The organism is Vulgatibacter incomptus, from assembly GCF_001263175.1.
GTDB classification, from domain to species: domain Bacteria; phylum Myxococcota; class Myxococcia; order Myxococcales; family Vulgatibacteraceae; genus Vulgatibacter; species Vulgatibacter incomptus.
In genome coordinates this window covers 1,210,292-1,232,500 of record NZ_CP012332.1, presented here as the reverse complement: position 1 = coordinate 1,232,500, position 22,209 = coordinate 1,210,292, and the positions used below count along the sequence as shown (strand labels likewise).

Below are 22,209 nucleotides of genomic sequence, written 5' to 3'. Positions count from 1 at the left end.
CCGTCGTTCCGGCGATCTTTCTCTGGTTGAGGAAGATCGCCCGAACCGCGGGTCCGGACGATTCCGCCGGCCTTCTGGCGGCGGGTTCGGATTGGAGCCCCTTTCCCTCTAGTACTGATGGGATTGAGGCGAGTGCAGTCTTCTGAGCTTCAGTTGGGAATCGGGAGGCGCTGTTCCGTGGCCTCGGCTTCACCGCAGGGGTGTTAGCCGTTCTGGGCCGGACGGTTGCGTGGGTCCCGGTTCCGAGCAGGTCGATTCGATTGTCAGAGAACGTTCACGAGGATCTACGCGGGACGTCCGCCCTTGTCAACCCGGTCCCCTTTTTCGAACAATTTGGCGAGAGATCCTGGCGGTCGGCGCCCCATCTCCCGCCCGCTCTCCGGGGCGAAACGCTCGGAGAGCGGTCCCGGGTTCAGCGCCAGGCCGAGAGGTGGCCGCTCGCGAACGCGTCGGCGCCGTTTCCACGCTCGATCCGGAGGTCCCGGGCCCGGCTGGCATCGTCCGCGGTCCCCTCCCCTCTCAGGTTGCGGACGATCGAGAGCAGATCGCCTTGCGCCCGCTCGAGCTCGTCGTTGGTCACCGCGAAGTCGTAGGCGGCGACACATTCGGCGACTTCCGCTCGGGCCACGAAGAGCCGCCTGCGGACGACGTCCTCCGCCTCGGTGCCCCGAGACCGGAGGCGGCGCTCGAGCTCGTTTGGCGACGGCGGGAGGATCAGCACCGTCGCGGCCTCCGGGTGGCGGGCCTTGATCTGGAGGCCGCCCTGGACGTCGATGTCGAAGACCACGAGACGGCCGCCCTCGAGGGCCTCCCGGGCGAAGCGGGCCGGGGTGCCATACGTGGCGCCGTGGACCTGGGCCCACTCGAGGAGCTCGCCCCGCTCCCGGAGCCGATCGAAGGCCTCCTGGTCGAGGAAGGTGTAGTCGACCCCGTCGACCTCGCGGCCTCGCGGGGGACGGGTGGTGACGGAGACCGAGAAGATCCCGTCGGTCTGTTCGGCGAGGAGCCGCCGCGCCAGCGTCGTCTTCCCGGCGCCGGACGGTGCGGAGAGCACCAGCATCAATCCCTTCGAACCCGGCAAGACGTCACCTACTCCACGTTCTGGATCTGCTCACGGATCCGCTCGATCTCGGCCTTGAGCTCCACCACGTGTGCGGCAGCGCCCGCCCAGTTGGACTTGGACGCGATGGTGTTGGCCTCGCGGTTGAGCTCCTGGATCAGGAAGTCCATGCGCCGCCCCGACGGCTCGTCCGACTCGAGGAGGCTGCGGAACTGAACGAGGTGGCTGTCCAGGCGGGTCAGCTCTTCGGCGATGTCGGAGCGCTCGGCGAGGAGGGCCACCTCCTGGGCGAGGCGCGCCGGGTCGAGGGCGAGCCCCCCTGCGAGCTCCTCTACCCGAAGCCGGAGCCTCTCGTAGCCCTGGCGGAGCGCGGTGGGGGCCTCCTCCGAGATCGAAGCGACGCGCTCGGCGACCACGCCGAGCCTGCGCTCGAGATCCTCGCGCAGGGCCCGGCCTTCGACCTCGCGCATGGCGATCAGGCGCTCGAGGGCCTCGTCCAGCGCGGCGGTGAGCGCATCACCGGCGGCGGTGAGATCCGGCGCCGGCTCCTGCATCGAGATCACGCCGGGGATGGCGACGATCTCCGGAAGGGTGACGTCGCCACCGAGCGAGAGGCGATCGCGCAGCGCGCGGAGGGTCTCGGCGGCGCGCTCGGCCAGGCCTTCGTCGACCCGGAGCGCCAGGTTGGATCCTGCGCCGGATCCGCGGCGGATGGAGACGTCGACGGTGCCCCGGGCGAGGCGCGCCTTCACCTCCCGGACCACCTCGGCCTCGAGGGATTGGAGCTCCCGCGGAAGCCGGACCTTCGCCTCGCAGAACTTGCCGTTGACCGAGCGAATCTCGACCGAGACCTCCTCGGCGTTCACCTGGGCTCTTCCCGAGCCGAATCCCGTCATGGAGCGAATCACGTGGCGGACGCTAGCCGCGGCGTCCGGCCAGATCAACCGCTGCGATCACGCTTTTTCGCCGGCAGCCGAGGGCGCGCGCCGGAGCGCCCTCTTTCGTTCGCTCCTCCGCGGCTCGCCGGGCGCAGGCTCGCGTCACGAGCTCGTGCCTCGGGGGCCCATTCGAGCTCGCGAAGTCCTCAGGAGCGCCGGTCTGCGGGGAGCGGCGCCGCTTCGTCGACGAGCATCACGGGCAGGCCGTCGCGGATCGGGAAGATCAGGCGGCAGGCGCGGCAGTGGATCTCGTCGATCGACTCGTGGATCTCGAGGTCGCCCTTGCACTTGGGGCACGCGAGGAGCTCCTCGAGCTCGGAGACGTTGAGTGCCATCGGAGGTCCCTTTCTCTCGAGCATGCCGATGCCCGGCGAGGCCGGCGCCGCGATGCCCGTCGTGCCCTCAGCCGCGATCCAGCCTGCGGATGAGATCGGTGGTGGAGTGATCCTTGGGGTCGCCCGCGACGGCGACGCGACCGCCGTAGGCCTCGACCTCGGCCCGCTCGGGGATCGAGTCGGGCGTGTAGTCGGTGCCCTTGACCTGGAGATCCGGACGCAGGGCCCGGATCACGGGGACGACGGTGCGGTCGTCGAAGAGGAGCACGTGGTCGACGCAGGCGAGGGCCGCGACGAGCTCGGCGCGCTCGGACTCCGGGATCACGGGCCTTCCGTCGCCCTTGTTCGCCCGGGTGGACGCGTCGCTGTTCACGGCCACGACCAGGACGTCGGCCATGTCCCGGGCCGCCTGGAGGTAGCGGACGTGACCGACGTGGAGCAGATCGAAGACGCCGTTGGCGAGGGCGATCCGCCGGCCCGCCTCGCGATGGAGGTTCATCGCGGCGGCGAGCTCGTCGAGGGTGGCGATCTTGGCTTCGCTCACGCGCAAAGCTCCCGGAGCAGCTCGTCGGGGGTGAGCACGGCGGTGCCAGGCTTGCGGACCACGAGGCCGCCGGCGACGTTGGCGAGCCGGGAGGCGGAGGAGAGGCTGGCCCCGGCAGCGACGGCGAGGGAGAGCGTGGCGATCACGGTGTCGCCTGCGCCGGTGACGTCGACGGCCTCCTCCTGGCCATGGACGGGGATGAGGTCGGGGGCCTGGCCGCTCTCGAGCAGCGTCATGCCGCTCCGTCCACGGGTAACGAGGACGGCCTCGCAGCCCAGGGCGCGCTGGAGGACCTTGCCGGCGTGGAGGCTGGCCTCCGCGGTTCCGACGGGCAGCCCGGTGGCGGCGGCGAGCTCGGGCTCGTTGGGCTTGGCGAGGAAGACGCCGGTGAACGCGCCCAGGTTGTAGCGACTGTCGACACAGACCTTCACGCCCTGCGAAGCGAGCCTGCACACCTCGGAGATCACCTCGGGGCAGAGGACGCCGCTGCCGTAGTCCGACACGAGGAGGACGTCGACCTCGGCGGCGATGCTCCGCAGCGACGAGACGAGGGCCGCGACCGCCTCTTCGGACAGCGGCGCGGTGCGGCCGCGATCGAGGCGGAGCATCTGCTGCCGGGTGGTGTTGATCCCGCCGGCGAGGATGCGGGTCTTGGTCTCGGTGTGGGAGCCCGGGACGACCACGAAGCGGGCCTCGATCCCGGCGTCGGCGCAGAGGGCGCCGAGCGCCCTGCCCGCCTCGTCGTCGCCGATGGCGCCGATGGCGACGGCGCGGGCGCCGAGGCTCGCGAGGTTGGCGGCCGCGTTGGCGGCGCCTCCCAGGACGCGCCCGGTGGACTCGTGGCGGACGATGAGGACGGGGGCCTCGCGGGAGATCCGGTCGGTCTGCCCGTAGAGATACTCGTCCACGACGACGTCGCCGAGGACGGCTACGCGCTTGCCCGCGAACCGCCCGACGATCGCCGCCGGATCCTCGATTTCGACCGGCCGTCGCATGGCGGACTTATCGCCCGAGCCATCGCGCCCGGTCAAACGGAACGATCGGCTTCGGGAGCCGCTCCTCCGGTCGCACCCTCGGCGCCGGGAGCGGCGTCATTCGGCGCCCCATTCGGCGCCCCATCGAACGGAAGATCGGCCCGAGACGCAGCCTCGTCCAACGGCCGGGTCTTCCACCGCCGATGGACCCAGTACCAGCTCTCCGGCTCCGCCCGCACCTGGGCCTCGAGGGCCAGATTGAGGCGGGCGGTGAAGGCGAGGACGTCCGCGTCGCGATCGCCGGTGCGGTCGAAGGGGATGGGGCCCTCGACCACGACCCGATGCCGCCCGCCGGGCAGCCGGTGCATGAGCACGAGGAAGACCGGCGCTCCGGTGCGCTCCGCGAAGACCGCGGGCCCTGGAGAGGTGGCCGCGAGGGTCCCGAAGAAGGGCGCGAAGATGGCGCGGCGGGGGATCATGTTCTGATCGATCATGACCGCCAGGATCTCCTTGCGGCGCAGCACGCCGAGGATGTCCCGGATGGAGCCGGAGTCGGGGACCTCGCGGAGGCCGCCTCGCCGGCGCTGATCGAGCCAGAAGGCGTTGAGGAAGTTGCGCGAGAGCACCTTCGTGATGGCGGTGATCGGCTGGCCCTTCCGGGCGAAGAAGGAGCCCAGGAGCTCGAAGTTGCCGAAGTGGGCCGTGGCGATGATGGCGCCCTTCCCTTCGGCGAAGGCGTCCTCGAAGCGCTCGTAGCCCTCGACCTCGACGAGGCGGTCGGCGTGCTCGGGCGGGAGCATCGGGGCCCGGAGGAACTCGACGATCAGCGTGCCGAGGTGCCGGTAGAAGCCGCGCAGGATCGCCTCACGCGAGGCCTCGTCCTTCTCGGGAAAGGCGCGGGCCAGGTTGGCGCGCGCGACCTCTCGGCGGATGCCGAGGGCGCGGATCAGATCGCCCAGGCCCGCGCCCAGCGCCAGCGCGGCGCGCTGCGGGAGGCGGGCCACGGCCCACGAGAGGACGCGGCCCTGGCTGAGCAGGATCGCGGCCACGAGCAGCACGACCAGGCCGAGGACGACGAGGAGCGCGGTCACGTTCGACTCCGAAGCGCGGGGGATCGCGGATCGGCCAAGGCGGCTCCTTCGCAAGAGAAGCGCGATCGAGGATCAGCCAATGCGGCTCCCGACCGGGGCGGCGACGAGGGCGGCGTCGAGGGCGCTCTCGAGGAGATCGGCGCCTGCGGCCACCTCGGTCTCGACCCGGACCACCTTGATCCGCTCGTGTCCGCGGAGCGCCGCGGGGATCCGCATCGCGTCCTTCTCGGTGGCGCAGACGACGTCCGCGCCGCACGCCCGGGCACGGGCGAGGACGCCGTGGAGCTCCCGCTCGGTGAAGGGATGGTGGTCGGAGAAGAGCGCCTCGCCGACCACACGGCAACCGAGGCGGGTCAAGGTGCGGCGGAAGGAGTCCGGCCGCGCTACGCCGGCGAGGAGGAGGACCGGCCGGGATTCGAGGGAGGAAAGCGGCTCGCTCGAACTGAGATCGCCGGAGAGCACGCCGGAGACCCGGTAGCGGGACCGCACGGGAGCCTCGCCCGTGAGGCGCTCGGCCTCGGCGGCGGCCCGCTCGATCGCGGCGGGATCGCCCTCGTCGACCTTGGAGATCCAGCAGAGGTCGGCGCGAGCCAGGGAGGACGGCGGCTCCCGGAGAGGCCCTCGGGGGAGGAGCCTCCCGTTGCCGAAGGGAGACGCGCCGTCGAGGACGACGATGTCGAGGTCCCGGGCGAGGCCGAGGTGCTGGAAGCCGTCGTCCAGGAGGGCGACGTCGGCGCGCAGGTGACGCGCCGCGATCTCGGCGAGCTCCGCCCGGCTGGGCCCGACCAGGACCCTCGCGCCCGGGCACCGCTTGGCGACGAGAACCGGCTCGTCGCCGGCGTCCCGCGCGTCGAGGAGGATGCCCTCGCCCCGGGAGACGACGCGGGCGCCACGGCCCTGCCCGCCGTAGCCGGACGCGAGGACGGCGACCTTCAGGCCACGAGCCTGGAGGCGACTGGTGAGCTCGATCACCACCGGCGTCTTGCCGGCCCCGCCGACGGCGAGGTTGCCCACCGAGATCACCGGGATCGGCGCCCGGGCCTGCTTGAGCAGCCCCCGGCCGTAGAGCCCTCGCCGCGCCGCCGCCGCGGCGCCGAAGACCTTCGACGGCGGCGACAGGGGCGCGAGGAGCAGCTTCTGCCAGAGTGGCTCATCGGCCTGGTGGAGGAGCTCGATCTTCAATCCGGTACCTCGGGCGCGCGCGAAAGGTTCGCCGGCGAACTCTGCCACACATCGACGGACGTTTGCGCCGAGCCGGAGTCGAGGAGCCGGCGGCCCGGTGCCCGAGGCGCCTGCCTGCGGGATCAGGTCATGAAACGATGGCGAGCCGGGACCTCGCGACGTGCATCGCGAGGTCGACGATCTCGCCGGACGAGGCCTCGGCAGCGGCCTTTCCGCCGTTCTTCCGCCCGGCCCGGAGGGCCGCGAGGGCGGCGGCGATCACCGGCTTGGCGGGGAGCTGGTCGAGGCACGCGCGGTGCCCCAGCCTGCAGGGCCGCTTGCCGTGATTCGTGCAGGGCGCACAGCCGATCGGGAGGGCGATGGCGGCTCCCGCGTCGGGGAGCGGCCCCCAGCGCCTGCGGGAGGTCGGGCCGAAGACGGCGACGACGGGGGTCCCGACGGCCTGGGCGAGGTGGCTCGGCGCGGAGTCGGCGGTCACGAGGACGCTCGATCGGCCGATGACGGCCGTCAGCGCCGGCACGTCCAGGGCGGAGGTCTCCGCGAGGGGCGGCGCCGAGAGGAAGGCCGCGACGGCATCGAGCTCCCGGCGATCGCCCGGGCCTCCGACGAGGACGATCCGGGCACCCGACTCGGCGAGGGCGTCGCCGACCTCGGCGAAGCGCCGCGGATCCCATTGCTTGAGCGCCCAGCGTCCGCCGGGGGCCAGCGCGGCGATGGGAGCGCCCCGGGCCGCCGCCACGACGAGCTCGGCTTCGGTCTCGGCGCGGGAGTCGAGGGCGACCTCCGGCGCGAGGGAGCAGCGCTCCCGCTCGATGCCCAAGGGGCGGAGCGCGTCGAGGTAGAGGGCAGCGGCGGGCAGGTCGTCGAGGATCGGCCCTTCGCCCACGATCGACGCGGCGATGGCGGCGACGCCGCGGCGCTTCACGAAGCGGAGGGTGCTGCGGGGGCGCGCGAGCCCGACCAGCGCCCGGGTCGCGAGCTTGTTCTGCAGGTCGATCGCCAGGTCGAAGGGGCCCGCGTGCCGGAGCGCGGCGGCGAGCGAGAGGAGGCCGGCGGCGCCGCGGTGCCGCCCCTTGGGCTCGTAGGCCCAGGTGCGCGTGACGAAGGGGAGCTCGTCGAAGAGGCGCACGAACGCGGCGTGGGTGACGAAGTGGATCTCCGCGTCGGCGAAGCGCTCTCGGAGCGCGCGCAGGGCCGGGGTGGCGAGGACGGTGTCGCCGAGGGCGCTGGTGCGGAGGACCAGGATCCGCCGCACGCCCGCTGCCGATTCGACCCTCGGCCCTCCAGTGACGACGGAGGTCACGCGGCCTCCTGGATCTCGAGGAGCCGCGCGATCTCCTCGACGTTGCGCGCGGAGGCGCCCTGGACCGCGCGCACCGCTCCTCGGGCGAGGGCCCCGAGCTCGGCGAGCTTCTCCGGACGGGCCAGGAGATCGCCCGCGACCCTGGCGAGCTGCTCGGGGCTGGCGACCTGGATCCCGCCCCGCCCCACCAGGACCTGAACGCTGTCGTGGAAGTTCTGCATGTTGGGTCCGAAGAGGACCACCTTGCCCTGCGCGGCGGGCTCCAGGATGTTCTGGCCGCCGCGGTTGGTGAAGGAGCCTCCCACGAAGACGAGCGTGGCGAGGCGGTAGGCGGCGGAGAGCTCGCCGATGGTGTCGAGGACGACCACGTCGGCGTCCGGCGCGCCCTGGGAGCGAAGCCCGGCGGTGAAGCCCGCCTCCTTCGCGAGGGCGACGATCCGAGGGGCCCTGTCGACGTAGCGGGGGGCGATCGCCAGCCGCAGGGTCGGGTGGTCCAGCCTCAGGCGGTGGAGGATCGGGAGCAGCAGCGCCTCCTCGCCCTCGTGGGTGGAGCCGGCGATGAGGAGGGGAGCGCCCTTCTTCGCCCCGAGGGCGCGAGCGAGGCCGGGATCCTCCTCGTCGGCCTCGGCGTTGGCGAGGGTGTCGAACTTGGTGTTGCCCGTGACCCGGACGCGCTCCGCCGGCGCCCCCAGGCCGAGGATCCGCTCCGCCTCGTCGTCCTCGCGCATCAGGAAGAGATCGATCGATGCCAGCGGGTTCCCGACGAGGGAGAAGAAGAGCTGGTAGCGCGACACCTTGTCCGGCGAGAAGCGGCCGTTGGTGATGACAACCTTCACTCCGCGCTTCTTGGCGGCGCGGATCAGGTTCGGCCAGATCTCGGCGTACTCGAGGACGAGGACGTCGGGCCGGATGGCCTCCATGGCCCGACCGGTGGCGCCCGGGAGATCCCAGGGAACGTAGGTGACCCGATCGGCCTCGCGGAGGCGCTCCCGCGCCATGGACTCGCCCGAGTTGGTGAAGGTCGTCATCACCACCGAGCAGCCCGGCACGCGACGCTTGAGCTCGCCCACCATCGGCTTCAGGGCGAGGAGATCGCCGGCGGACGAGCCGTGCATCCAGACCCGGGGCCCGGTCTTGGGCCCGGCGAAACCGGACGGGTGGATTCCCAAGCGCTCGGCCTGCCCGTTCCGCGTCTTGCGGTGGAGCAGGAGGAAGGGCCAGAGGAGCCAGAAGGCCACATAGCTGGCCGCTGCGTAGAGGATCGGCACGGAAGGCTCTTACGCTCGCGGTCGCGCGCGCGTCAACTGGGCACGAATCGCCGCGTCAGCGAGGCAGACGGTGCGCGGAAGTGGCGATCCAGAGGCGATCGCCAGCGTAGGGGAAACCCGGCCGCACGTAGACCTCTGCCCGCCAGACGCCGGGCTCGGCGGGGACGGCCAGGCGTCCTCCCCTCCCCTCGGCGAAGACCTGGCCGTCGCGGAGGAGGACCAGGCGCGCCTCGGGGACGCCGACCTCGGCGACGACCTCGGTCGCGGAGTCGCGGAAGGCGAAGGAGCCCGCGTCGCCGAGGGCCGGGACGGAGCAGAAGGTCCGCGCGTCGCGGACGGCGGCCACCACCGCCTCGGAGTCGGCGGCGGCATTCCGGCCCCAGGCTTCGCGCTCGGAGTCGGCGAGCTCGACGTGGAGCGCGAGGCCGGCGAAGGAGGTGAGGTAGGGAGGGAAACCGTGGGCGTCGGTGCCACAGAGCATGGCGACCGGCCTTTGGGTAGTGAGCTCGTCGTAGCGCGCGAGGGCCTCGTCGGGACGGTCGACCAGGAGGGCGGCAGCCTTCCAGTGGTCGCCGAGGAGGGCCGCGCCGGCTAGGCCGAGCCGGAGCCAGCTGCCGGCCAGCGCGGTGCGCAGCGCGGAGTCGAGGGAGAGGGCCTCGAAGCCCGCGAAGCCATCGGGCGACGGGTCGGACCATGATCGCTTGAGATTGACGGGATGGGCCAGGATCGCGGCGCCGCCCTCGCGGGCGATGGCGTCGAGGACGGCCGTGCCCTGCTCGTCCGGATCGCGCCGGAGGCCGATCGCGGCGACGTGGCCGTTGTCCGAGGAGATCTCGATCCCCGGAACGACCAGGACGCCATCGACGACGACGGGCTGGTCGGGGCGGAGGACGTTGTGCTCGGTGAGGACGAGGAAGCGGCCGCCGAGGGACGCGGCGGCCCTCACCGCCTCATCGAGGGTGCCGAAGCCGTCGTGGGATTTCTCGGCGTGGACGTGGAAGAACCCGCGGACGCTCGGACCGGGAGAGGCCTCCATGGCGGGAAACGGGGCGAGCGCGATCGCGCCGACGAGGAGGCCGAAGGCCGCGACGGCGAGGACGACGGCCGCCAGAGAGGCCAGCAGCGCGGTTTGAAGGCGGCACTTGTTCATGTCCCGCGTTCCAACGAAAGAGTCCCTCTCGCGCTCATGCCGCGGCGCCCCCTGCGCGGAGCTGCTGGACGTCGTGGAGGCGCCGGTAGGCGCCAGCGCGCTCGAGGAGCTCCTCATGGCGCCCCTCCTCGACGATCCGGCCGGCGTCCACGACGCAGATCCGATCGGCGTCGCGGATCGTGGAGAGGCGGTGGGCGATCACGAGGGCGGTCCGTCCCTTCATGAGCTCGTCCAGGGCGGCCTGGACCTCGCGCTCGCTCTCGCTGTCGAGGGCGCTGGTGGCCTCGTCGAGGACGAGGATGGGCGCGTCCTTGAGGAGGGCCCGCGCGATGGCGAGGCGCTGGCGCTGGCCGCCAGAGAGGGTCGCCCCCCTCTCGCCGACGCGCGTGTCGAGGCCCTGCGGAAGCCTCTCGACGAAGTCGAGTGCACGCGCCGCTCGGAGGGCAACGCGGATCTTCTCGTCGCTCGCCTCCACTCCGTACGCGACGTTCTCACGCACGGTGTCGTCGAAGAGGACCACGTCCTGGGGCACGAGGGCGATCTGCTCCCGGAGACTCCCGAGGAGGGCGTCGCGCAGGTCGATGCCGTCGAGGGTGATCCGGCCGTGGCAGGGGTCCGCGGTTCGCGAGAGGAGCCCGGCGAGCGTGCTCTTTCCGCCTCCCGACGGGCCCACGAGCGCGACCACCTCGCCGCGGCGGACCTCGAGGTCGACGCCGTCGAGGACGAGGCGATCGCCGTAGCGGAAGGAGACGCCCTCGAACCGGATCCGCTCCGAGAAGCGCGGAAGCGCCCTCGCCTGCTTCGATTCGGCGACCGACGGCTCGAGGTCGAGGACCTCGAAGATCCGCTCGGCGGCGCCCAGGCCCTGGATCGCGAAGCCGCCCGCCTTGCCGAGGTTCTTTGCGGGGTCGAGCAGGAGCGCGAGGGCGGAGAGGAAGGAAAGAAGCTTCTCGCTGAGCAGGGCGCCGTCGCGCATGGCGTAGACGGCGAAGGCGAGGACGAGGGCGACGCCCATCACCGAGAGCAGCTCCATCGCCGGGCTGGCGATTCCCCTGGAGCGGAGGCTCTTCCGCTTGAGCGCGAGCCACCGACGATTCTCTTCGTCGAACTTCGCCGCGAGGTGTTCCTGCATGCCGTAGGCCTGCACCACGCGGATCCCGGCGATGGTGTCGTAGGCCAGTCCGGCGAGGGCGCCGACGCTCTGCTGCCCCCTGCGTGCGACGCGCTTGAGGCGACGACCCACGTAGGTGAGCGGGACCACCGCGAGGGGGACGGCGCCGAAGGCGACGAGCGAGAGGCGCCAGTCGAGGACGAAGCAGAGGCCGAGGAGGACGACGACCTGGAGACTGTCGCGCAGGTAGGTCGGGAGCGCGACGTGGAGGGCGTTCTCGACCGCGCGGAGGTCGTCGCCGAAACGGGAGAGGAGGTCGCCGGTGCGCTGCCCGAGGAGGTCCTGGGGCGCGAGCCGCATGATCCGCTCGAAGAGCGACTTGCGCAGATCGAGGACGGCCCGCTGGGCGACCATGCCCATCAGGTAGAAGTGGCCGAAGTACGCGAGGCCCTTGGCGAGGCCGAGGGCGAGAAGCGCCAGCGGCACCGCGAGGAGGACGCGGGATCGGTCGAGCGAGCCCGGGTCGAGGCCGGGGAGCATCGCCCCGAGACCCTCGACCTTGCCGCTGGTGAGGAAGTGGAGCAGTGGGCCGATGAGCCAGGCGTAGCCCGCGGTGGCGACGGCGAGCACGATCATGCAGCCGAAGCCTGCCGCGATGGCGAGCCTTTGGGGACGGAGCACGCCGAGGAGCCGGCACGTCGTCGAGGCGCGCCCCTGGCTCACGATCCGGCGCTCCCGTCGAGCCAGGCGGGGAGCCCGAGGTGGGCCTTCGAAGCCTTCAGCAGGTCCTCAACGGCCGCGGGCTCCCGAGAGGACAGGAGCCCCGGCAGCGCCTCGCCGAGGCCGTCGACGACGAACTGCACGGCGATCGCGGCGAGGACGAGGCCCATGACCCTCTCGAGGATCGAGCGCCCGCTGACGCCGAGGAAGCGGTCGACCCAGTGGGCCGCCGCGAGGATGTAGAAGGTCGCGATCCCGATGACGATCACGGCGGCGACGACGATCGCGACGTCCCAGACCATCGTGGCGCGAGAGGTGAGCACCATCGCGGTGGCGATGGCGCCGGGGCCGGCGAGGAGGGGCATCGCCAGGGGCACGACCGCGACGTCCTGCTTGTGCGAGGCCTCGTCCATCTCCTCCTCCGAGGTGCGCTCGGGCGCGAGGCGGTTCCGGAGCATGTCGAGGGCGGTGAGCATCAGCAGGCCGCCGCCGGCGATCTTGAAGGCGGCGAGGCTCACGCCGAGCAGCCGGAAGACGAGGCCTCCGCCGATGGCGAAGAGGCCGACCACGCACACGAAGATGATACACGCCTTGCGCGCGATGGCCGCCCGGCTCTCCCGCGTCTTGCCCTCGGTGATGGCGACGAAGATCGGAACGAGGCCGACCGGGTCGACGACCACGAAGAGGGCGGAGATCGCGAGGACCGCAGTGGCGAGGAGCTGCGAGAACATCGGGTGGGGCTCTACACCTGCGGATACACGGCCCGCAAGCTCCGGCGGAGCCTAGGGCGGAGCAAACGAAAAGGAGCGCTCTCGCGCGAAGCGCGAGTTGAAGGGAGCGGGCCCGCCTCGGCGGGGCCGATTCCTTCATACGCTCGCCGTAGGCGAAGCAAACTAGAAAGCGCGAGGTCAGGCGGCCCGATCCGCCACCGTCTGGAGGATCTCGTCGGCCGCATGCTCGCTCGCCCGCCTCGAGCCGAGGAGCTCGCGGAGGCCGGCCAGCTCGCGGATCATCCGCTCCCGCGCCTCGGTCCGCCTAAAAAGCGGCAGGAGCTCGGCGGCGAGCGCTTCGGGCTCGAGCTGGTCCTGGAGGAGCTCCGGGACGATCGGGCGTCCGGCGAGGATGTTCACGATGGAGACGCTGGGCAGGCGGACGAGGAGCTGGGCGATCTTGAACGAGACGGGGTGGGCCCGGTAGGCCACGACCATCGGGCGGACGAGGAGCGCGGCCTCCAGCGTCGCGGTCCCGGAGCAGACCGCCACGGCATCGGCAGCGCCGAGGGCCTCCGGCGCGCGACCGTCCACGAGGATCAGGCGGCATCTGGCGCCCGCCGCGAGCGCCTCCACCTCTGCGCGATCGAGGGTCGGCGCGACCGGGAGCACCACCTGCAGCTCGGGCTCCTCCTTCGCCAGCCGATCGGAGGCGGCGAGGAGCGTGGGGAGGACGTTGCGTAGCTCTGCGCGGCGCGACCCGGGGAGGAGCGCGAGGGTCGGCCGGGACTCGTCGAGCCCGAGGGCCCGGCGGCATTCCGCCTCGTCGGGGATGGTGCCGAGGCGCGGGTCTTCCGCGACGGGGTTTCCGACGTAGGTGGCGGCGACGCCCCTGGCGCGGAACCACGGCTCCTCGAAGGGATAGATGCAGAGGAGGCGATCGAGATCGCGGAGCACCCGGGTGCGGGACTCCCGCCAGGCCCAGGCCATCGGCGCGACGTAGCCGACGGTCGGGATCCCGACGTGGCGCAGCTCCCTGGCGAGCCGGAGGTTGAAGTCGGCGGAGTCGATGAGGATGGCGGCGCTGGGGCGGTTCGCCTCGGCCCAGCGGGCGAGGCCGCGCAGGATCCCGAGGATGCCGGCGAGCTTGGGGACGACCTCGACGAAGCCCATCACCGAGAGATCCTCGGCGCGGTACAGCGCCTCGAGGCCCGCGGCCCTCATGGCGGGACCGCCCATGCCGACGAAGCGGGCGCCTGGGGTCCGCCGCGCGATCGAGGCCATCAGCCGGGCGCCGTGGACGTCGGCGGAGGCCTCCGCCGCGACGATGAGGAAGACAGGCTCCGTTGGCACGAGTGCCCTTTCTACCGGCCGGAGGCGCCTCGTCCGTGGGAGGAGCGCCCTTCGGAGCCGGTCAGACGTACTTCTTGCCGCGGCCCGAGCCGGTGGCGTTCTCACCGACGAAGGGGTTGTCCCGGCGCTCCTTGCCGAGGGTCGAGGGAGGGCCGTGGCCGGAATAGAAGGTCACCTCGTCCCCGAGCGGGAAGAGCTTCTCCCGGATCGAGGCGAGGAGCTCCTCGAGAGAGCCACCGGGGAAGTCGGTCCTGCCGATGCTGCCCGCGAAGATCGTGTCGCCGGTGAAGAGGATCCCGTCGTCCCGGAGCAGGAGGCAGCACCCGCCAGGCGTATGGCCCGGCGTGTGGATCACTTCGATCCGCTTCCCACCGAAGGCGATCGTCTCGCCGTCCGCGATCCAACGATCCACGTGGGGGATGGGCGAGGTGGGTACGTCGAACATCCGGCCCTGGAGCGGCAGCGCCTCGAGCCAATCCCGGTCACCGGGGTGCAGGTAGAACGGGAGCTTCCACTTCTGTTGGAAGTGGTGGACGGCGCCCACGTGGTCGATGTGGGCGTGGGTGTTGAGGATGAAGCGAGGGGTCAACCCTTCCCGCTCGAGGACTGCCTCGATGGCCTTGGGCTCGTCGCCCGGATCGACCAGCACGGCGTCCTTCGTCACGGGATCGCCCAGGACGTAGGAGTTCTGTCGGAAGGGGCCGACGGTGGCCCAGGCGACGATCGGCTTGTCCATGAGGTCCGCCGAGCGCCCGCGGCGCTCCAATCGCGGTTTGCGTTCCGTCGCCTCGCGAAGGAGACGATCCCGGTGTTACGAGGCGCGCCCGCTCGAAACGAGCGCAGCCTCGAGGCCTCGGGGGCCTGTTACGCCGAGAACGAGGTGCCGCAGCCGCAGGTCGACTTGGCCTTCGGGTTGTTGAACTTGAAGCCGGCGCCCTGCAGGGTCTCGACGAAGTCGATCACGGTCCCGTCGAGGAAGCGGACGCTCTGCTCGTCGATGGCGACCTTCACGCCCGCCAGATCGTAGGCGACGTCGGTGGGCTTGGCGTCCTTGACCAGATCGAGATCGTAGTTGAAGCCCGAGCAGCCGCCGCCGACGACGGCGATGCGGAGGCAGTGGCCGTCCAGCTTCTGCTGGGCCATGGCCTCCTTCACCTTCTCGACGGCCGCCGCGGTGAGGGCGACGGGGGTGGCCGGGGTGAACTCGAAGCCGGTGATGGGGGCGGGCGCCTGGTTCTGCGTCTCCATGGAATCTCCTCGCTACGCGCTTCAGGTACGGTAGGAACGTTCGGCGCTTCTATAACCGTCCTGGATCCGGATTTCCACCGGACCTGGACGCCGCGTCCGGATGGCCTGCACCCGATCGGGAACAAGGGGCGGGCAGTTTTGGATAGCGAACCCGATCACGAGCGCCACGGCGCTCGAAGGAGACGAAATTGGCTCTGCGTGCTGGCGACCGGGCTCCGGCCTTCGACCTCCCGTCCACCTCCGGCGAGAAGGTTTCCCTGGAGGGTCTTCGAGGCCGAAAGGTCGTGCTCTTCTTCTATCCCAAGGACCAGACGCCCGGATGCACCCGCGAGGCGTGCGACTTCCGGGATCGCTATGACGCGCTCCGGGCCGCCGGGGCAGAGGTCTTCGGGATCTCCAAGGACTCGATCGCCTCGCACGGTCGCTTCCGCGAGAAGCAGGCGCTCCCCTACCCGCTCCTCTCCGACGCCGACAGCGCCGTAGCGACTGCTTACGGCGCCTTCGGGATGAAGACGCTCTACGGGAAGCAGATCCTGGGCACGATCCGCTCGACCTTCCTCATCGACGAGAAGGGGATGATCGAAGCGGCCTGGTCGCCGGTGAAGGTGGACGGGCACGCCGAGGCGGTCCTGGCGACGCTGAAGGGCGAGGCGCCCCCTTCGGAGAAGAAGGCGGCCAGCAAGCGGACGACGGCGCCCAAGGGCTGAAGCCTCGCCTCTTGAAAACAAACGGCCCGGGTTCGAATCGAACCCGGGCCGAAGCGAGCGGCTGCTCGTTGTGCCACGACGATCAGATCGTCTTCTGGCCGGGCTTCCACTCCGCCGGGCAGCGCTCGCCGGTCTGGCAGCCCTGGAGGACGCGGAGCGTCTCGCCGACCGAGCGGCCGACGTTCGGGTTGTGGAAGTTTGCGTACTGGAGCACGCCCTCCGGGTCGATGATGTAGGTCGCGCGGGTGGAGAAGCCCTCGTTCTCGAGGAGCGCGCCGTACTTCCGCGAGATGTCCTTGTTGAAGTCCGCGAGGAGGGGGTACTTGAGCTCACCGAGGCCGCCCTGGATCCACGCCTTGTGCGAGTGCTCGGAGTCGACCGAGGCGCCGAGGACCACGGCGTTCAGGTTCTTGAACTCGTCGTGGCGCTTCGAGAACTCCTGGATCTCCGTCGGGCAGACGAAGGTGAAGTCGAGCGGGTAGAAGAAGAGGACGACCCACTTGCCGCGGTAGTCCGAGAGCGAAACCGAGGTGAAGTCGCCCTTGCCGACGACGGCCTTGGCGGTGAAGTCCGGGGCCTTCTGGAGCACCTGAATCATGGATTTTCTCCGTGGTTGGGGTTGATCATCGATGAGCCTTCGAAGAGCCGAAGCCTCTCGCCGTCTTCCGATGCCCGCAAGAGGATTTGGTTCCTCGCGCCGCTCGCGAAAAAACCGCCTCTCCTGCGTGTTCCCGGCTAGGTTCTCGCGTGCCGGTGGACGGCATGGAAGGTGGTCTAGTTAATGGCGGCCAAGCGGCGAGTCAAGCAAGGTCGGGTGCCCGGCGAGAGCGGTCGGCGGGTTCCCGCTCGGAATCCGACAGCCCCCGGCGGCAGGGCTCCCGCCGGGCCCGCGGGCGAGGGATCCTCGGGCCCGCCGCGGCCGATCCGCGATGATCTGGTGCGGGCGCTGGTCCTCGAGGCCTACGGGGCGATCCGCGACGAAGGCCGGGTGGCGGATCGGACCCTCGACTACCTGCTGCGGCGCGAGAAGCGGCTCTATGCCAACGAGCGCCGAGCCGTTGCCGAGGCGGTGTACGGCCTTCTCCGCGCCGAGGGGAGATTGACCTACCTGCTGGAGGAGTCGCTCGGCGACGAGCTGCGCGCGCTCTCCTCTGCCGCCAAGCGAGCCCTCTTCTACGAGGCGCTCCGAGTACAGGAGCGGCGCATTCCTCCCGCCAGAGCGCTCGCGGAGGGCGGGCTCTCGGCAGCGCTCCTGCCGGGCCTCGTCGCCTGCGCCGCGCCCGGCGAGCTCCTCTCGCGCCTGTCGGAGGATCCGGCGAAGCGCCTCGCGGTCGCCGAATCCCTCCCCCCGTGGATGGCGGAGCTCTTCCTGCGGGAGCTCGACGAGGAGGGGGCGTTCGCCCTCGCCCGCTCGATGAACGAGCGCGCGCCCCTCACGATCCGGATGAATGGGCTGCGCACGGATCGTGAGACCCTGATCGCGCGCCTCGCCTCCGAGGGCGTCGAGGCGAAGGCCACGTCGTGGTCTCCCGATGGCCTCCATGTAGACGGGCGGCAGAACCTCTTCCGCCTTCGGAGCTTCGAGGAGGGCCTGTTCGAGATCCAGGACGAAGGCTCCCAGGTCCTGGCGCGCCTCCTGGATCCCCACCCCGGATGGCTGGTGGTGGACTCGTGCGCAGGCGCCGGAGGGAAGACCCTCGCGCTGGCCGCCTCGATGAAGAACCGCGGGCGCCTGGTGGCGCTGGACACGGACGAGCGACGGCTCGGGATGCTCGGCCCGCGGGCCCGGCGTGCTGGCGTCCACAACTGGGAGTCACACGTGGTCCCGGCGGATGGCCTCCCCACCCCGCTGGCCGAGAAGCTCGGCGACCGGGCGGACGCGGTGCTGATCGACGCGCCCTGCACCGGGCTCGGCGTGCTCCGCCGGAACCCCGACGCGCGCTTTCGCCTCGACGAGGGATCGGTGCAGCGCTTCGCGGGGATCCAGAAGGAGCTCCTCGCTCGCTACGCGGCCCTCGCGAAGCCCGGCGGGCGGATCGTCTACGCGACATGCAGCATCGCCACCGAGGAGAACGAGGGCGTGGTGGAGACGGTGCTCGCCGAGCATCCCGAGCTCGAGCTCATGCCCCCCGCCACTACGCTGGGCGAGGAGCTGGCGGAGCGGCTCGGGGCCCGGCGCTACCTGAAGCTCCTGCCCCATGTGCACGGCACGGACGGTTTCTTCGCCGCGCTCCTGCGCAGGCGGGCCTAGGAGTCCCCTCCGCCTTCGGCTACGCGAGAGCTTGTGAATTCTTCACAAGCTCTCAGACGACGAGGCCGTCGCGCATCTCCACGCAGCGCGGGAGCTCGCGGGCCAGGGCCTCGTTGTGGGTCACGACGAGGCAGCTGATCCCCAGCTCCCGGTTGAGCTCGACGAGGAGCTCGTGGATGGCCGCGGCGGTCTTCGCGTCGAGGTTCCCGGTGGGCTCGTCGGCGAGTAGGAGGCGCGGCCTGGGGGCGAGCGCCCGGGCCAGGGCCACCCGCTGCTGCTCGCCGCCAGAGAGCTCCGACGGCTTGTGATCGAGGCGGTGGCCGAGGCCGACCCGCTCGAGGATCTTGCGCGCGACCTCCGTCGCCTCGTCCCGGTGCACGCGGCGGACGAGGAGCGGCATCATCGCGTTCTCCAGGGCGGAGAACTCGGGGAGCAGGTAGTGGCTCTGGAAGACGAAGCCGACCGTACTGCTGCGGAAGTCCGCGAGCCGAAGCTCGTCGGCGCCGACGAGCTCCTCTCCCTCGAAGCAGACCGTGCCGGTGGTGGGCTCGTCGAGGGTGCCGAGCACGTGGAGGAGCGTGCTCTTCCCTGCCCCGGACTTCCCCACCAGCGCCACGACCTCGCCCGCCTGCATCGCGAAGTCGACGCCGCGGAGGACCTGCACCAGCCCCTTGCTCTCGTGCCAGTAGTCCTTGGTGATGCCGTGGGCCTCGATGAGCGGCCTGGTCTCAGTCATTGCGCAGCCCCTCCACCGGCGAGAGACGCGAGGCGTAGAGCGCCGGGAAGATGGTGGCGAGGTAGGCGAGGACCACGGCGGCCACGCCCACGAGCGCGAACTGGACGCCCTCGACCCGCACCGGGAGCCTGGGGATGTAATAGACGTCGGGGTCCAGGGGGATGGGGAAGATCGAGATCGCCCCGCAGAGCAGCAGGCCCAGCGCGAGCCCCAGCACGGTGCCGATGGTCCCGATGGCGAGGCCCTCGGCGACGAAGATCTTCATGACCGACGCGTCGCGGGCCCCCATGGACTTGAGGATCGAGATCTCCTTCCCCTTCTCGAGCACGAGCATCACCAGGGTGGAGAGGATGTTGAAGCAGGCGACCAGCACGATGAACGCCAGGATCACCGCCATCACGATCTTCTCCAGCTTGAGGGCGGAGAAGAGGTTGCGGTTCATCTCGCCCCAGTCCTTGACGCGGAAGGGGTAGCCCTCCAGATCGGAGAGGACGTTGCGGGAGATCCGCCGGGCGTCGTCGATGTCGGAGACCTTGAGCTCGAGGCCCGTCACGCCCTTGCCCAGCTTGAAGAAGCCCTGGGCCCGCTCCAGCGAGATGTAGACGAACTTGGAATCGTACTCGTACATCCCCGAGTAGAAGACGCCCGCGAGCCGGAACTGCATGCTCTTGGGCTGGGGGCCCATGGGGCCGAGCTCGCCGGCGATGGGCGAGACCACGGTGATGGGATCGCCCACGAAGACCTTGAGCTGGCGGGCGAGCTCACGGCCGATCACGATCCCCGGGAGATCGTTCTTCTCGCCGGAGGCCTTCGCCGCCGGATCGCGTGCACCGGCGCGGGCGAGGCGGTCTAGCTCGTCGGAGAGGTCGTCGAGCTCCTTCTTCCCCTTGGTCCCGGGCTCGCCGAAGGCGGCCGAGGGCACCGGGATTTCGTCGGGACGGTCGAGGTGCTCGAGGTTCCCCTCGATGATCTCGTTGGGGAGCTCGGTCACCTGACCGACGGTCGAGGGATCGATGCCCTTGATCAAGGCGCCGGCGAGGCTGGTCTCGGTGGTGACCATCACCTCGTTGAGGACGAAGGGCGTGACGCCCACGACGCCCGGCGTCTCGCGCGTGGTCTTGGCCGCCTTCTCCCACTCGTCGAAGGAGCCGTACTTGAGCACCACCGCGTGGGCGTTGGTGCCGAGGATCTTCTGCTTCAGATCGAGCTCGAAGCCGCTCATCACCGAGAGCACCACGCAGAGCGCCATCACGCCCACCGCCACGCCGCCGATGGAGAGCACGGTCATGATCAGCGTGGGCGAACGCCGCTGCTTGCGGAGCAGCAGGTAGAGGGCGACGACGCCGGGGACGATCCCGAGGGTGAGGAGGGAGAGGCCGACGAGGAGCGGGCGCGAAAGCCGCAGGTGGCTCTTCGCGACGAAGAGCTCGTAGCCGAAGGAGAAGTCCAGCGAGCGGCCGGCGCCCAGCATGTAGCCCAGGGTGGCGGCGAGGCTCGACACGAGGAGGCTCACACCGCCCGTGAGGAGCGGGGCGAACCAGATCCCCCCCTCCGGAACGAGGGCGAAGACCTCGTTCGCGAAGCCCGTCCCCGTGACGAGGATCAAGTAGCCGACGGCCGTGGAGAGGATGGCCCCGAGGACCAGCTCCCAGAAGCCGACCCGCTTCGAGATCGCCGCGGTGCTCCAGCCCGCGGTGCCCGCCGTGAGCACCGCGACCGAGGCGGAGAGGAGCTCGGCGGTCTCGAGCCGGAGGCCCAGAGAGTTGGCGAAAAAGAGCCGGGAGAGGCCCAGGAGCGCGAGGGCCGTGAGCTGCAGGAAGGCCGCTGCCGAGAGCGCGCGCCCGGAGAGGCGCGGGATCCGGCTCCTCCTCGACGGGAGGACGATAGGTCGTGGACTGGGCGAGCCACGCTCCGCTGGGGGAAGACCTCCCGGCGTGCCGGCGGCTCCGGACGTCGGCTGCAAATGGGACCTACCTGGGCTTGAGGAGGGGGAAGAGGATCACGTCACGGATCGAGGCGGAGTCTGTCAGCAGCATGGCGAGGCGGTCGATCCCCATTCCGAGGCCAGCCGTCGGGGGCATGCCGTGCTCGAGGGCCGCGATGTAGTCGGCGTCGAAGTCCATCGTCTCCTCGGCCCCGCGCATCTTCGCCTCCACCTGCCGCTCGAAGATCTCCTGCTGCTGCCTGGGGTCGTTCAACTCCGAGAAGGCGTTCACGATTTCCCGGCCGGCGCAGTAGAGCTCGAAGCGGTCGGTGAAGACCGGATCCTGGTCGTTGCGGCGGGCGAGCGGGCTGATCGCCGCGGGGAAGCGGGTGACGAACGTCGGGTGGACGATGCGATGCTCGGCGTGCTCCTCGAAGAGCGCGCCCACGAGCTCGCCGATCGACATGAGGTCGATCGCCTTCCGCTCGGCGTCGGTCCCCCGGAAGCTCTCGAGGAGGACGGCCTTGAGCTTCTCCGGCTCCTGGAGATCCGAGGGAGAGATCTTGCCCTCGGTGGCCTCGATGACGGCGTCGGCCATGGAGATCCGCTTCCAGCCCGGCCCCAGGTCGACGTCGTGGCCCTGGTAGCGGAGCCGCGTGGTGCCGCAGATCTCCTGCGCCGCCCCCGAGATCAGCTCCTCCGTGAGGTCCATGAGGTCTTCGTACGTGGCGTGGGCCAGGTAGAACTCCAGCATGGTGAACTCGGGGTTGTGCCGGGTGGACAGGCCCTCGTTCCGGAAGTTGCGGTTGATCTCGTAGACCCGCTCGAAACCGCCCACAACGAGGCGCTTGAGGTAGAGCTCGGGCGCGATCCGCATGTAGAGATCGAGGTCGAGCGCGTTGTGGTGGGTGGTGAAGGGCTTGGCCGCCGCACCCGAGACCAGCGGGTGCATCATCGGCGTCTCGACCTCGAGGAAGCCGCGGGCGTCGAGGAAGTCGCGGATGTAGCGCACCAGGCGCGAGCGCTTGCGGAAGACCTCGCGGACGTCGGGATCGGTGGCGAGGTCGAGGTAGCGCTGGCGGTAGCGCGTCTCCACGTCGTCCAGGCCGTGCCACTTCTCGGGCAGGGGGCGCAGGGACTTGGTGAGGATCGTCCACTCGTCGGCGACCACCGTGAGCTCGCCGGTCTTGGTGCGGGTGGCCCTGCCGCTCGCGGCGGCGATGTCGCCCATGTCGAGGAGCTTGAGGAGGCCGAAGGAGTCCTCGCCCAGCTTGTCCTTGCGGAGCTGGACCTGGATGTCGCCCGTGCGATCGCGGAGGACGAGGAACGCCATCTTCCCGAAGGTGCGGACCATCATCACCCGGCCGGCGACCGAGAAGACGGTGGGATCCTCCTCGACCTTCTCGGTGGGCGCGTCGCCGAAGTGAGCCTTCACCTCGCCCGCGTTGTTCTCCACCTTCCGCCCGTTGCCCCAGGGGTTCACGCCGAGTGAACGGAGCTTCTCCGCCTTCTCGAGGCGAAGGGCCCGCTGGGCTTCGAGGGAAGAGGATCCGGTGGGCGTTTCCTGGTCGGCCATTCGACTGCTCCTCGCGCTCCCGATCAGG

21 protein-coding genes are annotated in these 22,209 nt (G+C 70.8%); 2 read left to right on the top strand and 19 right to left on the bottom strand.

Features of this window, described 5'->3' with window-relative positions; all coding sequences use genetic code 11:
• Positions 1–412: 412 nt before the first annotated feature.
• The 15 genes from gmk to AKJ08_RS04890 form a co-directional block, all read right to left on the bottom strand.
• Positions 413–1,081 carry a guanylate kinase gene (gene gmk, locus AKJ08_RS04960; RefSeq protein WP_240475439.1) on the bottom strand — a complete coding sequence of 223 codons (669 nt, stop codon included), beginning with the start codon at positions 1,079–1,081 and terminating at the stop codon, positions 413–415.
• A gap of 8 nt (positions 1,082–1,089) precedes the next feature.
• Entirely contained in the window at positions 1,090–1,956 is an 867-nt protein-coding gene (locus AKJ08_RS04955) for a YicC/YloC family endoribonuclease (protein ID WP_338062181.1), read from the bottom strand.
• A gap of 188 nt (positions 1,957–2,144) precedes the next feature.
• On the bottom strand, positions 2,145–2,333 hold the full coding sequence (locus AKJ08_RS04950) for a Trm112 family protein (protein WP_050725049.1): 189 nt from the start codon (positions 2,331–2,333) through the stop codon (positions 2,145–2,147).
• 67 nt (positions 2,334–2,400) lie between these two features.
• Positions 2,401–2,832, bottom strand: a complete 432-nt coding sequence (locus AKJ08_RS04945) for an adenylyltransferase/cytidyltransferase family protein (RefSeq protein WP_050727435.1) — start codon at positions 2,830–2,832, stop codon at positions 2,401–2,403.
• Positions 2,833–2,873: 41 nt separating this feature from the next.
• On the bottom strand, positions 2,874–3,872 hold the full coding sequence (locus tag AKJ08_RS04940; RefSeq protein WP_050725048.1) for a bifunctional heptose 7-phosphate kinase/heptose 1-phosphate adenyltransferase: 999 nt from the start codon (positions 3,870–3,872) through the stop codon (positions 2,874–2,876).
• Positions 3,873–3,904: 32 nt separating this feature from the next.
• The gene (locus AKJ08_RS04935) at positions 3,905–4,942 is read right to left on the bottom strand and encodes a lysophospholipid acyltransferase family protein (RefSeq protein WP_240475438.1); all 1,038 of its coding nucleotides are present in this window, start codon (positions 4,940–4,942) and stop codon (positions 3,905–3,907) included.
• 72 nt (positions 4,943–5,014) lie between these two features.
• The gene (gene lpxK / locus AKJ08_RS04930) at positions 5,015–6,124 is read right to left on the bottom strand and encodes a tetraacyldisaccharide 4'-kinase (RefSeq protein WP_050725046.1); all 1,110 of its coding nucleotides are present in this window, start codon (positions 6,122–6,124) and stop codon (positions 5,015–5,017) included.
• A gap of 127 nt (positions 6,125–6,251) precedes the next feature.
• Complete coding sequence (locus AKJ08_RS04925) at positions 6,252–7,427, bottom strand: glycosyltransferase family 9 protein (protein WP_050725045.1); 1,176 nt, start codon at positions 7,425–7,427, stop codon at positions 6,252–6,254.
• Positions 7,424–8,695 carry a 3-deoxy-D-manno-octulosonic acid transferase gene (locus tag AKJ08_RS04920; RefSeq protein ID WP_050725044.1) on the bottom strand — a complete coding sequence of 424 codons (1,272 nt, stop codon included), beginning with the start codon at positions 8,693–8,695 and terminating at the stop codon, positions 7,424–7,426. The genes AKJ08_RS04925 and AKJ08_RS04920 overlap by 4 nt, the downstream gene beginning before the upstream one ends.
• A gap of 55 nt (positions 8,696–8,750) precedes the next feature.
• Positions 8,751–9,845 carry a CehA/McbA family metallohydrolase domain-containing protein gene (locus AKJ08_RS04915; RefSeq protein ID WP_050725043.1) on the bottom strand — a complete coding sequence of 365 codons (1,095 nt, stop codon included), beginning with the start codon at positions 9,843–9,845 and terminating at the stop codon, positions 8,751–8,753.
• A 34-nt stretch (positions 9,846–9,879) separates the two neighbouring features.
• Entirely contained in the window at positions 9,880–11,679 is a 1,800-nt protein-coding gene (locus AKJ08_RS04910) for an ABC transporter ATP-binding protein (protein ID WP_050725042.1), read from the bottom strand.
• Positions 11,676–12,407, bottom strand: coding sequence for a MarC family protein (locus AKJ08_RS04905; protein WP_082342702.1), 732 nt, complete (start codon positions 12,405–12,407; stop codon positions 11,676–11,678). Before AKJ08_RS04905 ends, AKJ08_RS04910 begins: the two co-directional genes overlap by 4 nt.
• 177 nt (positions 12,408–12,584) lie before the next feature.
• Entirely contained in the window at positions 12,585–13,739 is a 1,155-nt protein-coding gene (gene lpxB, locus AKJ08_RS04900) for a lipid-A-disaccharide synthase (RefSeq protein WP_050725041.1), read from the bottom strand.
• 61 nt (positions 13,740–13,800) lie between these two features.
• Entirely contained in the window at positions 13,801–14,475 is a 675-nt protein-coding gene (locus AKJ08_RS04895) for an MBL fold metallo-hydrolase (RefSeq protein ID WP_157370481.1), read from the bottom strand.
• A 128-nt stretch (positions 14,476–14,603) separates the two neighbouring features.
• Positions 14,604–14,987 carry a HesB/IscA family protein gene (locus AKJ08_RS04890; protein ID WP_050725039.1) on the bottom strand — a complete coding sequence of 128 codons (384 nt, stop codon included), beginning with the start codon at positions 14,985–14,987 and terminating at the stop codon, positions 14,604–14,606.
• Between the two features lie 188 nt (positions 14,988–15,175).
• Between AKJ08_RS04890 and bcp the strand changes: the two genes are divergently transcribed.
• Positions 15,176–15,694 carry a thioredoxin-dependent thiol peroxidase gene (bcp, locus tag AKJ08_RS04885; RefSeq protein ID WP_050725038.1) on the top strand — a complete coding sequence of 173 codons (519 nt, stop codon included), beginning with the start codon at positions 15,176–15,178 and terminating at the stop codon, positions 15,692–15,694.
• Positions 15,695–15,776: 82 nt separating this feature from the next.
• Here the strand turns inward: bcp and AKJ08_RS04880 are convergent, their stop codons facing one another.
• Positions 15,777–16,292 (bottom strand): peroxiredoxin, encoded by a 516-nt coding sequence (locus AKJ08_RS04880; protein ID WP_050725037.1) that lies wholly within the window; start codon positions 16,290–16,292, stop codon positions 15,777–15,779.
• Between the two features lie 339 nt (positions 16,293–16,631).
• On the opposite strand from AKJ08_RS04880, the gene AKJ08_RS04875 reads away from it, so the two are divergent.
• On the top strand, positions 16,632–17,945 hold the full coding sequence (locus AKJ08_RS04875; protein WP_240475437.1) for an RsmB/NOP family class I SAM-dependent RNA methyltransferase: 1,314 nt from the start codon (positions 16,632–16,634) through the stop codon (positions 17,943–17,945).
• Positions 17,946–17,997: 52 nt separating this feature from the next.
• Here the strand turns inward: AKJ08_RS04875 and AKJ08_RS04870 are convergent, their stop codons facing one another.
• From AKJ08_RS04870 to lysS, 3 genes are read right to left on the bottom strand one after another with little or no spacing between them, the layout of a single operon-like run.
• Positions 17,998–18,681 (bottom strand): ABC transporter ATP-binding protein, encoded by a 684-nt coding sequence (locus AKJ08_RS04870; protein WP_050725036.1) that lies wholly within the window; start codon positions 18,679–18,681, stop codon positions 17,998–18,000.
• The gene (locus AKJ08_RS04865) at positions 18,674–20,644 is read right to left on the bottom strand and encodes an ABC transporter permease (RefSeq protein ID WP_050725035.1); all 1,971 of its coding nucleotides are present in this window, start codon (positions 20,642–20,644) and stop codon (positions 18,674–18,676) included. Before AKJ08_RS04865 ends, AKJ08_RS04870 begins: the two co-directional genes overlap by 8 nt.
• A gap of 7 nt (positions 20,645–20,651) precedes the next feature.
• Positions 20,652–22,181 carry a lysine--tRNA ligase gene (lysS, locus tag AKJ08_RS04860; protein WP_050725034.1) on the bottom strand — a complete coding sequence of 510 codons (1,530 nt, stop codon included), beginning with the start codon at positions 22,179–22,181 and terminating at the stop codon, positions 20,652–20,654.
• Positions 22,182–22,209: the final 28 nt, after the last annotated feature.

Bases quoted from the DNA above. Each gene is read 5' to 3' on its own strand.
- AKJ08_RS04905 (WP_082342702.1), bottom strand. From the start codon at position 12,407: ATGTTCTCGCAGCTCCTCGCCACTGCGGTCCTCGCGATCTCCGCCCTC.
- AKJ08_RS04895 (WP_157370481.1), bottom strand. From the start codon at position 14,475: ATGGACAAGCCGATCGTCGCCTGGGCCACCGTCGGCCCCTTCCGACAG.
- AKJ08_RS04890 (WP_050725039.1), bottom strand. From the start codon at position 14,987: ATGGAGACGCAGAACCAGGCGCCCGCCCCCATCACCGGCTTCGAGTTC.
- lysS (WP_050725034.1), bottom strand. From the start codon at position 22,181: ATGGCCGACCAGGAAACGCCCACCGGATCCTCTTCCCTCGAAGCCCAG.
- AKJ08_RS04870 (WP_050725036.1), bottom strand. From the start codon at position 18,681: ATGACTGAGACCAGGCCGCTCATCGAGGCCCACGGCATCACCAAGGAC.
- AKJ08_RS04880 (WP_050725037.1), bottom strand. From the start codon at position 16,292: ATGATTCAGGTGCTCCAGAAGGCCCCGGACTTCACCGCCAAGGCCGTC.
- AKJ08_RS04945 (WP_050727435.1), bottom strand. From the start codon at position 2,832: ATGAACCTCCATCGCGAGGCGGGCCGGCGGATCGCCCTCGCCAACGGC.
- AKJ08_RS04915 (WP_050725043.1), bottom strand. From the start codon at position 9,845: ATGAACAAGTGCCGCCTTCAAACCGCGCTGCTGGCCTCTCTGGCGGCC.
- AKJ08_RS04950 (WP_050725049.1), bottom strand. From the start codon at position 2,333: ATGGCACTCAACGTCTCCGAGCTCGAGGAGCTCCTCGCGTGCCCCAAG.
- AKJ08_RS04940 (WP_050725048.1), bottom strand. From the start codon at position 3,872: ATGCGACGGCCGGTCGAAATCGAGGATCCGGCGGCGATCGTCGGGCGG.
- AKJ08_RS04955 (WP_338062181.1), bottom strand. From the start codon at position 1,956: ATGACGGGATTCGGCTCGGGAAGAGCCCAGGTGAACGCCGAGGAGGTC.